General features: G+C 44.9%; 8 protein-coding genes. 3 read left to right on the top strand and 5 right to left on the bottom strand.

Annotation, left to right across the window (positions count from 1 at the left end; genetic code table 11):
• Window positions 1-2: 2 nt before the first annotated feature.
• The 5 genes from tssG to tssB are packed head-to-tail and all read right to left on the bottom strand — an operon-like array spanning window position 3 to window position 5,291.
• A complete protein-coding gene (gene tssG / locus Xsze_RS05530) occupies window positions 3-1,055 on the bottom strand; it encodes a type VI secretion system baseplate subunit TssG (protein ID WP_038241102.1) in 1,053 nt (350 codons plus the stop codon).
• Window positions 1,019-2,851, bottom strand: a complete 1,833-nt coding sequence (tssF, locus tag Xsze_RS05525; RefSeq protein ID WP_038241100.1) for a type VI secretion system baseplate subunit TssF — start codon at window positions 2,849-2,851, stop codon at window positions 1,019-1,021. The genes tssG and tssF overlap by 37 nt, the downstream gene beginning before the upstream one ends.
• Window positions 2,852-3,292 (bottom strand): type VI secretion system baseplate subunit TssE, encoded by a 441-nt coding sequence (gene tssE / locus Xsze_RS05520; RefSeq protein ID WP_038241097.1) that lies wholly within the window; start codon window positions 3,290-3,292, stop codon window positions 2,852-2,854.
• A gap of 2 nt (window positions 3,293-3,294) precedes the next feature.
• Window positions 3,295-4,773: a type VI secretion system contractile sheath large subunit gene (gene tssC / locus Xsze_RS05515; RefSeq protein ID WP_038241094.1), complete on the bottom strand. Its 1,479-nt coding sequence runs from the start codon at window positions 4,771-4,773 to the stop codon at window positions 3,295-3,297.
• Window positions 4,774-4,793: 20 nt separating this feature from the next.
• Window positions 4,794-5,291, bottom strand: a complete 498-nt coding sequence (gene tssB / locus Xsze_RS05510; protein ID WP_038241093.1) for a type VI secretion system contractile sheath small subunit — start codon at window positions 5,289-5,291, stop codon at window positions 4,794-4,796.
• Window positions 5,292-6,213: 922 nt separating this feature from the next.
• On the opposite strand from tssB, the gene Xsze_RS05505 reads away from it, so the two are divergent.
• From Xsze_RS05505 to Xsze_RS05495, 3 genes are all read left to right on the top strand, one after another.
• Window positions 6,214-6,732 carry an Hcp family type VI secretion system effector gene (locus Xsze_RS05505; protein ID WP_038241092.1) on the top strand — a complete coding sequence of 173 codons (519 nt, stop codon included), beginning with the start codon at window positions 6,214-6,216 and terminating at the stop codon, window positions 6,730-6,732.
• An 839-nt stretch (window positions 6,733-7,571) separates the two neighbouring features.
• Window positions 7,572-9,242 carry a ShlB/FhaC/HecB family hemolysin secretion/activation protein gene (locus Xsze_RS05500; protein ID WP_038241091.1) on the top strand — a complete coding sequence of 557 codons (1,671 nt, stop codon included), beginning with the start codon at window positions 7,572-7,574 and terminating at the stop codon, window positions 9,240-9,242.
• 121 nt (window positions 9,243-9,363) lie between these two features.
• Window positions 9,364-13,743 carry a hemagglutinin repeat-containing protein gene (locus tag Xsze_RS05495; protein WP_038241088.1) on the top strand — a complete coding sequence of 1,460 codons (4,380 nt, stop codon included), beginning with the start codon at window positions 9,364-9,366 and terminating at the stop codon, window positions 13,741-13,743.
• The last annotated feature ends 146 nt before the right edge of the window (window positions 13,744-13,889 follow it).

The following is a 13,889-nucleotide window of genomic DNA, read 5'->3' as shown; positions in this document are numbered from 1 at the left end:
CGTTATTCCATAACTGAAATTGTGACAGAAGGTTTCTTTTCCGGCTCGCCGAGAAAACTGGTCCATCCCAGATGGTTATTCTGCTTCGCCCCCAATCCCATACCGCTGACCTGATTCTCTGCCAGATCAAGACGCAGTTCCCAGGCAAACTGGCTACGCATGACAAAAGAGATAAACATCACCAAGGGGAAGTAGTTCTTTCCGTCGGGAAGGAATGACAAAAACTGTTCACGGGTCAGGTTATTGATACTGAGCAGAAATTTTCCGCTGTAATCACCAACCCACGACCCTATGGTGAAGTTGCGCCCCAATACTGACAGCTTGCTGTCACCGGTTTTCAGCCCCTTATTTGTCCCGCCCAGACGGTTCTGCTGATATTCCGGGATCATGACCTTTCTGTATTGCCAGCCGTGCAAGGTGACATCCTGCAAATCAAAACAGTGGGACACGAGACTGCATATCACTTCCGGTGAACGTCCCGGACTTGCCAGCAATCCGGCATAGGCCAGCATTTTGCTGTGATTGATATTCAGCATCCGGCGGTTGATGTCACTGCCCAGACCAACAAGCGAGAACATGCGTTGGGAAAAGCTGTCTTCTCCCCCTTGCTTGAAACAGATGGAATAGCGGTATTTCCGCCAAATCTGATGCAGGAGCGTGATTAAACGATGGTTGAAAATATTGAGAAAATCCGTCAGGCGGTTTTCTCCCTGAGCATCTTCCCATGCCAGCGAATCCAGATAGTAGCCCGGCATTGGGGACTGGCTGCCATGCAAGCCCATGAAAGACACTTCCAACTCAAAGTATCCCTTAGCGGACTGTTCGAGCGAGATGACATCACGGGTCGGAAACGCCAGGCTGGCGCTGGATCGGAAACGAACAGACTCCCGGTCAGGACGATCGGTTTCCCCGGTTTTTTCCCATGCAACAGCCAGTTGGTTGATCACCTCAACCAACTGATAAAAGTTGTATCGCGAGACATCCAGTGCCAACGGAGTGGCAGGCTTCTGCTCAATGGTTACATCAACGAGTGTTGACCTATCTGTACCGGCCATTCGTAACATTCCTGATTATCTAAATTGATTACCTTCAACATATGGAAAGCATTGACGCTGGCATACAATGAGAAAAACCGCGAAAGGATCGTGCTGAACAGATAAAGCTCGCCTTCTGAACTGAATGCCTGCTGCCGGATATACAATGTTGAGCGCAATCCACGCACGGGTTGCCCACGGAACAGACGGTCTGTCGGTTCTGTTTCAATCTTTTCAATGGCATCAAGCCGCTTCTGCGATGAGCGTTTGGATTGCCGATTGTGGATACTCGGGAAGTCATAGGTGCGCAACACCTGTTTCAGGGCATCCTTATCCAGCAACGACATATAATTCAGAGACATATTTGACAGCAATGACCAATGCAACCCTCCGTCCAGCAAAGGATAAAGCGGCACTGAGGGACGCGTGATATTGCGGAATGTCGCAAATGACGGGCTGCCGATTGAAGGGTGATTGATGTCGCCAACATGCAGTTCCAACGGCAATTCACGGTTGGTGCAGGTCAATCTGATGGAGACATTCTCTTTCAGCCTGAACATGAGCAGTTCTGCCTCATCTCCCCGTACAAATGAGATGAAGTGTTCCAATCCACTGCGGAAAGGCGATTCTTTTACCCGAAGCCGGTAATAACGCATTGAACGCGCATCATCGTTATCACTTTGATGATTGAAACTCTCAAACGGCGTATAAATGCGTTCACCAATACGCGCGCGGCTGCGGTCACCGTTTTCACCTGTCAGCCAGCTTTCCACACTGTCTACGGAGAAAATGTCGTAGTTATCCGGAAAACTGTAACTGGCCTTCAGCGGATATTCAGCCTGACTGCCATTTAGCTCAATCGCTTCGCTGTCCATGGGAAACAGGTTGATTGCCGGTGTGCAATGCAGGCGCAACGTGTCATTGCGGATCTTGGCTTCAGGGGGGAGCGCCTGAGAAAAATGCAAATTCAGCCTGAAGTTTTTAGTCTTGAGATCGTCAGGCAGTTCCGGAAAACCTTTTACGTCAAAGAACAGGAAGCTTTCTGCAAAACAGAAATATTCCTGCAAAATGCGATACCCCATGTAAGCATTTTTCGGATAAGGCAACAGGGCATCTTCCCGATCAAATCCCACCGGGACAAAATCAAAATCAGGCATGGGGATCACCGTATCCCCCACAACCAGTTCCGCTTTTCTGAAGTAGTAACAGATCCAGAAATAAAGCTGGGAAGTGGTATAGTCATCGCCACTCAGGTAAAAGCGCAGCTTATTCAAATCCAGTTCATTCAGGTTCAGATCGGTTTTCGACACAAAATCCAGGCCGATAATGCCGTTCTCATTACTGTTATTGACGGAAATATCACGGACAGAGAGCGGAAACAGCCAGACATCACGGCAAAGCGTGAAGGTACAGCGGCTATGCTCGTCTTTTTTCCCACCGGATTTTTCATTCGAATAAATATCATCCTGGGATGACAGCGAGTGGCTCATAATCTGTGTGCCACGCTTGACCTGCGTTGCTTTCGTCACAACACTCTCATCGGGAGTGTACTCGATGATCGTCATGCTGGGCGTCGGGCGCAGATAATTCGGCCAAAGCATATTAAGCAAGCCGTGAGTCAGTTCAGGGAACTGATCATCAATCTTTGCCCGCAAATTGCCTGTCAGAAATGCAAAACCTTCAAGCAAACGCTCAACGTCGGGATCAGAACCTTGTTCTGACAAAAATGAGGCAAGATGAGGGCGTTCAACTGCGGCTTCTTTCCCCAGTTGCCGTAAGTAGTTCAACTCATCCCTGAAATATTTTTCAAATGACATTTATTGAGTTCGCTCCAGACTATAGCGCCGGTTGTTATCCAACTGGATGCTGAATTCCACAAAGTCGTTGATATCATCCAGAGAGATGACTGCACTGATATGAAAGCTCAGCATCAACGGATCAAAATCATCATTGATGGCACTGACAGAAACCGCAGCTATTCTTGGTTCATAATTTCTGATGCACGTTTCAATCGCCCATTCGATACTTTGTTTGAAATCCACTGATGTTGCGGTCGCGTCATTAAGATCAATCACTCCTAACTCAACAGCACTTTGGCAAGCACCGGGGCGGGAGTTCAGAACTTCATTCAAATGCTTCTTGATAGAATCAAGCAGTGCACGCATCCTTGACTGACGGGAAGAGCCGGAGCTCTTCCCTTGAATGCGCTCGAACAGACTGGCAGAGCTGCCTCTGTTCCAACTGTACAGCGCAGCCATGATTAATCCTTATCTAAACGCCCAACCAGAGACAGTTCGAAACTTGCCCCCATGTATTTGAAATGCGGGCAAACGTGGATGGCAACCTTATACCAGCCCGGATCACCCTCAACATCCAGAACCTGAATTTCAGCAGCACGCAAAGGACGGCGGCTACGAACGTCTGTTGGTGGGTTTTCCTGATCCGCAATGTATTGTTTCAGCCACATGTTCAGTTCACGCTCCAGATCCTGACGCTCTTTCCAGGCACCGATCTGTTCACGCTGCAACACTTTGATGTAGTGAGCTAGGCGGTTGATGATGAACATGTATGGAAGCTGTGTACCCAGCTTGTAGTTGGTTTCTGCGTTTTTGCCTTCACGGGTATTCGGGAAATTTTTTGGCTTCTGCACGGAGTTTGCAGAGAAAAACGCGGCATTGTCACTGCCCTTGCGCATGGTCAGCGTGATGAAGCCTTCTTCCGCCAGTTCAAATTCACGACGATCGGTAATCAGAACTTCCGTTGGGATCTTCGCCTGAATTTCACCCATGGCTTCATACAGATGCACAGGCAAATCATTCACTGCACCACCGCTTTGCGGGCCGATGATATTCGGGCACCAGCGATATTTAGCAAAACTGTCAGTCAGACAACTTGCCAATAAATACGCGGTGTTACCCCACAGGAAATGTTCATGGTCACGGCTGACATTTTCCTGATAGTTGAAGTTCTTGATTGGATTCTCAACAGTGGAATAAGGCAGGCGCAACAAGAAACGCGGAGTCGTCAGCCCCAGATAACGCGCATCTTCTGATTCACGCAGCATACGCCATTTCGTGTGTGTCGGGCCTTCAAAAGCAGATTTCAGATCTTTGATGGCAGGCAGTTCAGTAAAGCTGTTGATGCCGAAAAAGTCCGGTGCAACCGAAGAGAGGAACGGAGCATGCGCCATCGCCCCGACTGAACTGACATACTTCATGAGTTTCATGTCAGGCGCTGTATTGTTGAACGCATAGTTACCGATGACCGCGGCCACAGGTTCACCACCGAACTGACCGTACCCCGTAGAATAAACGTGTTTGTAGAAACCGGACTGAATGATTTCAGGGGAAAATTCAAAATCTTCCAGCAACTCACCTTTCGTTGCATGGATCACGTTGATTTTGATGTTTTCACGGAAATCCGTGCGATCCACCAGAATTTTCAGTGAACGCCAAGAAGATTCCAGCTCCTGGAATGGCTTGGCATGCATGATTTCATCCATCTGCTCGCTGAGTTTTTTATCCAACTCAACAATCATCTTATCAACAAGCAGTTTATTGATGGGTTCTTCGTTAGAGCCTGTGTCCAAGATACTGCCAATAAATGCGGCGACACCTTGTTTCGCGATGTAATAGCCATCATTTTCCGGTGTCATTCTCGTTTGAGACATAATCTCATCAAGCAAAGTCGTCGTGGCGCCAGAAGCCGTAGCTATGCTGTGTTCTTCATGCTGAGACATGTAAAAATTCCTTTAACCAGTTATTTTTTATTAACGATTTCAAGTTCTTTCAGGAGTTGCTCTCGGACGGATTCATCATCCAGCAATGACTGCATGCGAGCACGAAATGCAGGGATATTTCCCAATGGGCCTTTCAATGCAACCAACGCTTCACGAAGTTCGAGGAGTTTATTTAATTCAGGGACACTTTTAGCGATATTATCTGGCGAGAAATCATTCAGTGAATTGATGTCAAGATTAACGGCTAGCTCTTCGTCGCTGTCTTCTTCGAGACGGTTAGGAACATGAAAATTCAGGCTGATGTTCGCCTCGTTCATAACAGAATTAAAATTGTTCTTATTAATAGAAACCGTCTGGCGTTCTTCAATTGGTGTATCTTCAGCTTTTCCTTTTAAATCACCAATAACGAGAAGATTCAGAGGCAATTCAACTTCTGCGGTTTGATCACCGGTATTCGGAACATATTTAATATTGATTCTTTCTTTCGGAGCTACACTACCTGGACTATTCTTACTCATATTTTAATCCTTTGGCTAATACAACCATCAACTGTCTAAAAATCCATTATTGGTGAGAAAATGGTTTAAATGTTTACCCATATAACAAATACAGAAATCCCACCTGAAAAACAGGTTAAGAAGAGTTCTGCATTTACTAAAACACGAATAGTTTCATATCAGAATATAGTTAAACAATCATATATGCCCTATCCAATATGGAGATAACATTGTTATAAAAAACCGTCGGGTTCGAGTTTTACATTTTATTTTTTTTATGTAAAGTCGAAACAAAACTGGATAACACCCTCTATTTGATCTTTTGATTTGTCTATATGCGCTTATGGTGAGTTATAAACTTATTGACCAAACAAAAGAAGAAAATTTTCCTTATCCTCATTTTAAAGCATCTAAATCCACCGTTAATCAATTCTATAGAAATAAATAAACCCAATATTTAAACTGGTGAAGTATAGCATTGGAAAACACCCTAAAAAAGTGCTGCATGATGTTTCTTTATGACGCCCTGTTTAATTTAACGCCATATCATCTATATACCCACTTTATTTTGTGATATATATCACACCTTTGGAATGATCATGAATAAATAAGATACATAAATAAAAAATACAATATAAATCAAATTGTTAATAAAAATTAAAAAACAAAAAGCTCTTAAAAAGAAAGATTAAAAAGCAACTTTTTATAAAAAATCAACATTTAATATTGCAACAGCAATAATTATAAAATTTTTATTTGCCATTGAATAAAAATGCATATTGCTATTTCAAAATAATTTTGCATTGACCAATTTCAGCCTTATTATTCGGTCCAAGTGTTTGGGACGCGAAAATTTCATTTGATGTTTAAATTGAATAATAACGCAAGGAAACAAACGAACACTTTCACTCATTTATTGGTAATAATTTTATAGGATATTCATATGCCAACTCCATGTTATATTTCTATCAAAGGTAAAACTCAGGGCCATATTACTGCAAGTTCATTCACTGCTGAATCTGTAGGTAATATTTTTGTGGAAGGCCACGAAGATGAAATGCTGGTTCAAGAATTTGACCACATTGTTACTGTCCCGACTGATCCACAATCTGGACAGCCTTCAGGCCAGCGTGCTCATAAACCATTCCGCTTCACCGTTGCATTAAATAAAGCCGTTCCTTTGATGTACAACGCGCTGGCTTCTGGTGAAATGCTGACAGAAGTAGAATTGAAATGGTACCGTACTTCTATTGAAGGTAAACAAGAGCATTTCTTCACAACTCGTCTGGTAGACGCAACAATCGTTGATATCGATTGCAAAATGCCACACTGCCAAGACCCAGCAAAATCAGAGTTTACTCAATTAATTCGTGTTTCTCTTTCTTACCGTAAGATTGAGTGGGAACACACTGTTGCAGGCACTTCTGGTGCTGACGACTGGCGCGCGCCAATTTCTGCTTAATATTGTCTTCCTTAAATATTAAGTAGTCATATTTCAGCCAATGGATATTTATTCATTGGCTGAATAAATAGCACATTGATTTAATCTGCTTTTATTTACGTTCATTATTTTTACGTTCATTATTATATTGATTTCTTATTTTTCTTTTATATTCTATTTTCAAATATTTATTTATATTTGAAATTTATATACTTATTATTTATATAATAGATAAATTATCATTTAAGTGATTAACTCGCTCAACGAATCGATAAAGTTGTTCGATATTTATACACTGCCATTTTCTGCCCTAGAAAACCCATAAAAAACATCCATGCTTACTGACGGGGGATTTTACAAAACCACGCCCATTTAAGTAGCCATACTCAAAGTCAGCCATTTTACGCTCCCCTGAGTGAGTTCCCTGCCAAAAAGCGACACGCCTTTACCATTTGGCGCAAAATGATGTTGTTCCTATTTCAAATTCCCCCTCCTCTTACCATGAGTATCATGCCTGTAATAGGATTTAATTTCCTTTAAATTAATTTTTTCATTCATTCATAAAAAGCACTTTTCATCCATAAAGTTTATCCACACATTAATAAAGTCTATTTTTCATTAACCCCCAATAAAATTTGATTTAACTCCTTATAATTAAAAAAGAATTAAGTAAAACGACTTATAATAAATCACTAACGTAAATATATAACTACAAAAAACAATTCAGTGATGAAACTGAATGCTAATCAGAACAACATAAAATATTTTCTATGCTCTAATGCTTAATTAATAACTCAGGAGGTTTATTCCTAAGCCAATACGAACACTTTACCATCAATTATTGTCATTCGGGCACTCCTATGATTAAAAGGACGGCAACTTTTATCTTACTATGTACCTCGTTTCAGGTAATCGCCTCACCTGAAGAACTTAACTCTATTTCTTCCATTAATGAAACAAAAAGAATCTGGCAAGACAATTCAAGAGAAATAGAGCAATTAATTGAAGAGCGCCGTCATCAGGGATTAATCAATCGGTCAGAGAGTATTTCCCCTCAAGCCGTTTCACCCAAGCTGGAGGATGCCCCGCCATGCCTGACCATCAACGGGGTTTATATTCAGGGCATTACCCTGCTCTCCATGACTGAGCTAAAAACACTCAGTGCGTTGCCCGATCACTGTATCACCAGCAATAACATCAATACCTTATCAGCGGAAATCACGAATCTTTATATTGATAAAGGTTATATTACGGCACGAGTACAATTTATTCCCCCCAATGCCGATGGTGAATTGGGAATAAATGTTATTGAAGGTTTTGTCGAAGCAATAGAAGGAGAAGATCGCTGGGTCAACAGCCGGACATTATTTCCGAACCTGCTCAATAATCCACTGAACCTGGACCAATTGGATCAGGGATTAGATCAAGCCAACCGTCTGCAATCAAACAAGACAACGCTGGATATTTTGCCGGGTTCCGTCAATGGGGCTTCGATCATCAGGCTGCACAATAAGCATTCCACCCCATGGAGAATAACAACCACAACCGATAATTATGGTCAGAAAAGCACAGGGAAATGGATCACCCGACTGAATGCCAGCGTTGACAGCCCATTGGGATTGTCTGATTTCATCAATCTCAGTGGCAGCACAACCGTTGATAAACCAGATACTCAGTACAGTCGCGCCTATACCCTGTTCTATTCCCTGCCTTATGGGGCGCTGACTTTCAGTGGATTCAACAGCTACTCCCAATATACCAGCCATCCACGGTTAAAACTGCATACCATCAAGTTACACGGGAATGCCCAGCAGACAGGAATGCGCATTGACTGGGGATTTCACCGCAATCAGACCCAGATTGATACTTTATACACTCAGTGGATTTACAAGAGTTACAACAACTACTTTGAGAATTCCAAAATCTTTATCAGCAGCCAGACATTCAGCCTGTTTGAACTGGGTTTTAACCATTTGCAACTCATCTCCCACGGGTTGATTTCGGTCGATCTGAGTGCTGAGCACAGAATGCCTTGGTTTAACGACCAAGCCAGCACCGGCAATCTGAACAAACGGTTTACCAAAGGTAAGTTTTCAGCGAATTACCAACAATATTTCGCACTCTTTGGCCAGACTTATCAATTCAGTAGCCAATTTTATGCGCAATACAGCCCACAAAGCTTACCGGGAGTTGAATGGCTGAATCTGACCGATCGGAATACCGTGCGGGGGTTCAGCAAAAATGTCCTGTCGGGCGATAACGGCTGGTCTTTGAGAAACACACTGTCCCATTCAATTCCCATTGCCAAAGGCTCGCTGTCTTTGCGCGGTGGTGTTGATATCGGGCAAACCAAAAGCCACTACCTTTCTGAGGGTTGGGGAAGTAGTGCCGGATTAAGCGCGGGCCTGACACTGCGTTATCAGCCATTTTTAGCAGATATTGAGATAAGCAGAGGCCGGATTTTGTCCCGTCAGTACCGGTATGCCAATGAGCCGACACAACTGCTAGCCCGATTTTCTTACACGTTTTAGTTTTTTGAACCACTTGGCATTTTTAACCGCAGCCAATTGGGGAGTTGTGCCCTTATAGGACGACAGGCATATACCAAAAAAGCTGCACACAGCGAAAAAGAAAGTAGATAAAGGTAATAACATGAGAAAAAAAATATTCAGATTATCTCCTACGGGAAAACTCTCAGCATCTCTGGCAATCATACTGGCAACCTGCTCCACCAGTTTTGCCAACGGCATTACTCCGGCAGGTGATGCCGCACATCGTCCCGATGTTAACCTCTCCGATAACGGGCCAGCAGTGATAAACATTGTTGCCCCATCCAACTCAGGCCTGTCACATAACCAATATCAGGATTTCAATGTTAACCAGATGGGCGCAGTATTAAATAACTCCCTGGTTAACGGGCAATCACAATTGGCCGGGCAACTCTCCGCCAACAGCAACCTGAATGGTCAGGCTGCAAGCGTGATCCTCAATGAAGTCATCAGCCGCAACCCTTCACTGTTGCTGGGCAAACAGGAAATCTTCGGCATGGCTGCTGATTATGTTCTGGCTAACCCCAACGGCATCACGTGTAACGGTTGTGGTTTTATCAATACCAATCAAGCCTCACTGGTTGTCGGCAATCCGTTAGTTGAAAATGGGATCTTGCAAGGATTTAACACGTTCAATAACCAAAACGCGTTGAGTATCAGAAACAATGGGCTTCACCATACTGATGTCCTGAATCTGATTGCCCCCAAAATCGATAATTATGGTCAGATTATCACGCCTAAAAATCTTAACATTACCACGGGCAACAACCAGATTTCCGCAGATGGCCAGATTCTGGCGTCACAACAGCCGGCAATGGGATCACTCGACAGCTACTATTTTGGCAGTATGCAAGCAGGCCGTATCCGCCTGATGAACACAGCAGAAGGAAGCGGCGTTAACCTACAGGGCCAAATGACCGCCAATAATGGCATTGATATTGAATCCCTCGGCGATGTGAAGCTGGAAGCCGCAACACTGAAAGGCGGTGATATTTCGCTGAAAGGCAATAATGTGTTGTCTCAGGGCCGGCTGTATCAATCTTCATCCGAAAATACGGGTACGGGTAACCACCAAAGCACGTTTAGTGGTGTGTATACCCAACAGGCACAAACCAGTGAATCTATCGCCCGAACAGAGTTGAAAGGCAAAAACATCACGCTGGTTGCCAAACAAAACAATCAAGTCATGGCAACCAACATAGACGGAGATAATGTCAAATTAGCCGGCGCTGACCTGAAAGTCGACGGACAGCAACTGCACCAACTCGACAGCAATACCAATAATGAATGGAAAATGAGCTGGCAATATGACATCACTAACCGGAATGAACAATATCAGTATGAGGGCAGTACGATAAATGCCCGGGAAAATGCTCACCTGTCCGCCACTGAAGGCAACGCTGAGGTATTTGGCAGTAAGGTGAGCGCAGGCAACCAGTTATCTGTTTCGGCCAAAAAAGATATCAAACTGGCCGGATTGGTGGAGTCAGAAATAACCACGGAAAACGGTTATAAAAAGAACCATAAAGCATCACTGCAAACCGGGCACTGGAGCAAAATCAACACCACCCAAAAAAGTACCGGCAATGAACTTCGTTCAGGCGGAGACATCGGCATCAACGCCGGAGAACATGTTGACATTAGAGGAACTCAGATCCATTCAGACAAAAATCTGATCGTTTCTGCGGGCCAGCAAACCAACATTACCGTTCAGTCCCTGATTGATGATCAAAACCTTATCAAGGATAAAACGTATTGGGGCGGAATTGCCGGCGGCAGCAAGAAAGGCAACCGGGATAAATCCGAAGAACACCATATTTCGGAAATCACGGCAGGCGGGCATTTACTGCTGTCAGGCGAGAATGGTGTCACCATTACGGGCAGTACAGTCAAAGCTCACAAAGGGGCGTATGTTGAAGCCAATGATGGGCAACTGACCATTGATAACGCCGTCCGCCATATTCATACAGAAGTGGATGAGAGAAAAGGCACGATCTTCAACATCACCAAAAACACACAGCAAGAGCAGAATAAACAGCAAAAATCATCCGGCAGCTCGTTGATTTCCGATACCGACCTGAAATTGCTCAGCAATAAAGATATCAATGTGATTGGCAGTCTGGTGAAAAGTGCCGGAGAGATGCAATTAAACACCTCTGGCAATATCAATGTCCTGAACTACGGTGAACAAAACCAGTCTCAGAAAGAAAACACCAATCTTGACTGGCATTACTACGCAAAAGATGTCAAAGACAATCAATACCGTGCCGGTGTTGGTTTTGAGCACACCTACAACAAGCAGAGGGATGAAGGGACAACACAACATGCATCAGAACTGAACGGAGGCTCTATCTCCGTCAATGCAGGCCAGAATGTTACCGTTACAGGTTCAAATCTGTTGACGACACAGGGTGATGCCAAAATAACCGGCAACAATATTGCTCTGTTGGCAGGAGAAAACAGCACATCAACAGCCACGTCACAAGAAAAACTCCGTAGCAGCGTGTTTATTACCGGCGGCATGGATAAACTCGGTGGAGGTGTAGAAGGGGTTTACAACCACGACCAACAATCTCAAGGCCAGACGACAGCCGCAGTGACAAAAACGCAGGTTACCGGCAATCTTGAACTGAACGCGAGGGGAGAGCTGAAACAGCAAGGGACTGACCATCAGGTAAAAGGCCATTATCAGGCCAACGCAGGCAACATTAAAAACATCGCGGCAGCCAATACACAAACCCACTCAACCAATCAATTGCAGGTGGGTGGTGAAATCAGCGGCACCGCGGATTACAGTGCAACTACCCGCCCTGTGGAAAAAACAGTCAAAGCCGCCGCAGACAAGAAAGTGGATGGTGCTATCGTCAAAACCGGTTTACCCGACGTCGGCATTGAACTGGAGATGAACGGCAAGAGCCATTACAGCAATAACCACCAATCCAATGCTGTGGTGACGACGGTTACAGCGGGCGACATCAATATCACCGCAAATGGCGATGTCTATGACCAAGGCACGCAATACCAAGCCAATCAAGGCAGCGTATCTTTAGCGTCAGGCAGCCACACCAGCGAAGCCGCATTCAACAGCCAAAACAGCCGTACCGCTGACACCACCGGAGCTGCCCGTTTGCGGGTTTATACCACAACCGGTGCAGATATTTCCGTCAATGGCAAAGGCAGTGGCAGCTATCAGGAAAAATCCAACAACGATACCAACGCAGTCACCGGCAGCATTAATGCCCAAAACGGCATTGATGTCCGGGTTAATAGAGATGCCCGTTACCAAGGCACATCCATGAACGCCGGTACAGGCTCTGCTCATGTTGATGCCGGCGGAAATATTCGTTTCAATCAGGCCACCAACCGCAGCGAGCAAACAAGCAACGGTTACAATGGTGAAATGTCTCTGACCGCAGGAACCAAGCCTGACGGGAAAAACTTCAGCGGCAGCTTGGGTGCCGGTTACAACACTCATCACCAGAACAACACCACCGCTCAAACCAGCACATTGACAGGCAAGCAAGGGGTCAACCTGAACGCAGGTAACCATTTGGCATTACAGGGTGCCAATGTTTCCGGTAAACAAGTCGATTTCACCGCACAACGTGGAAAGATTGACCTGACCTCAGCACAAGACACAGCCAACACCAATGGCTGGAATGTGGGTGCCAAAGCCAAAGGAGGAATGTCCTCCAATGCCCGGGACAATGAAGCGGGCGGCAATACAGCCACAAACAATCCGGCTGACAAGATCATTGACAATAAATACAACATCGGGGGTGAATTGAAATTCGGCGTCGACCGCCTCCAGCAAACCACTCACCGCAATACCCAAGTTTCCGGTGGCAATGTCACACTGACCAGTGCGGGTGATACCTCCCTCAAAGGCGCAAACGTCTCTGCGGATCAAGTCACGGGTAAAGTCGGTGGTAACCTCAATCTCGAAAGCCTCAAAGATAGCACCCACAGCCTGAATATTGGTCTGGATGCCGGCGTGGGTTACAGCAGAACCGTTAAAGGAGATGCTCCAACAGCACCGGTAGCAAAAGATGAGCAGGCTAAAACCGATGGCAAGCCTCAGGGCCTGAAAGAGCAGTTGGCAGCAACATTCAAAGGGTACAATGGCAAATTCAAAGGAAACTACGATGCCCTTAACCGCGAAGCCGTGGGTACGCAAACAACACTGACCGGCAATCAGGGTGCGGATCTCAATATCGCCAACAACACCTTTTTAACGGGCAGCAAAATTGACAGTACACAAGGCGCTGTGGCATTGAACACCCAACAGATCCATCAGAAATCTGTCACGGGATATGACAATGGCAGAAATCTGGGTGCAAATGTGCCTGATTCCATTGCAGGCCTGGCTAACTCAGCTCAAAAAGATATCCTTTCCGGTAAAGTACCTTTTATGAAAAATGAAAGTCACGATACTGAGCTTCCAACGATCAACAGTGGAGTCAAAGGTCGTCAATTAGATTGATCCCCATAATTCACATATGATCTTTCTCCGGTAGCCAATCATCTGGCTACCGGACTTCTTGCCATACTTTCCTCTGTTGCCTTTTCCATTTTGCCTGTTACTCTTTTTCTCCATGCACTGTAACTAATCAGCATAATAAATAGTCA

This window comes from Xenorhabdus szentirmaii DSM 16338, assembly GCF_002632585.1.
Classification (GTDB): Bacteria; Pseudomonadota; Gammaproteobacteria; order Enterobacterales; family Enterobacteriaceae; genus Xenorhabdus; species Xenorhabdus szentirmaii.
The sequence above is the reverse complement of the archived record's forward strand: the minus strand, read 5'-3'. Positions and strand labels throughout refer to the sequence as shown.

Excerpts from the sequence above, each read along its gene's own strand:
- tssE (WP_038241097.1), bottom strand. The coding sequence starts at position 3,292 with ATGGCTGCGCTGTACAGTTGGAACAGAGGCAGCTCTGCCAGTCTGTTC.
- tssB (WP_038241093.1), bottom strand. The coding sequence starts at position 5,291 with ATGAGTAAGAATAGTCCAGGTAGTGTAGCTCCGAAAGAAAGAATCAAT.
- tssG (WP_038241102.1), bottom strand. The coding sequence starts at position 1,055 with ATGGCCGGTACAGATAGGTCAACACTCGTTGATGTAACCATTGAGCAG.
- Xsze_RS05500 (WP_038241091.1), top strand. The coding sequence starts at position 7,572 with ATGATTAAAAGGACGGCAACTTTTATCTTACTATGTACCTCGTTTCAG.
- Xsze_RS05495 (WP_038241088.1), top strand. The coding sequence starts at position 9,364 with ATGAGAAAAAAAATATTCAGATTATCTCCTACGGGAAAACTCTCAGCA.
- tssF (WP_038241100.1), bottom strand. The coding sequence starts at position 2,851 with ATGTCATTTGAAAAATATTTCAGGGATGAGTTGAACTACTTACGGCAA.
- Xsze_RS05505 (WP_038241092.1), top strand. The coding sequence starts at position 6,214 with ATGCCAACTCCATGTTATATTTCTATCAAAGGTAAAACTCAGGGCCAT.
- tssC (WP_038241094.1), bottom strand. The coding sequence starts at position 4,773 with ATGTCTCAGCATGAAGAACACAGCATAGCTACGGCTTCTGGCGCCACG.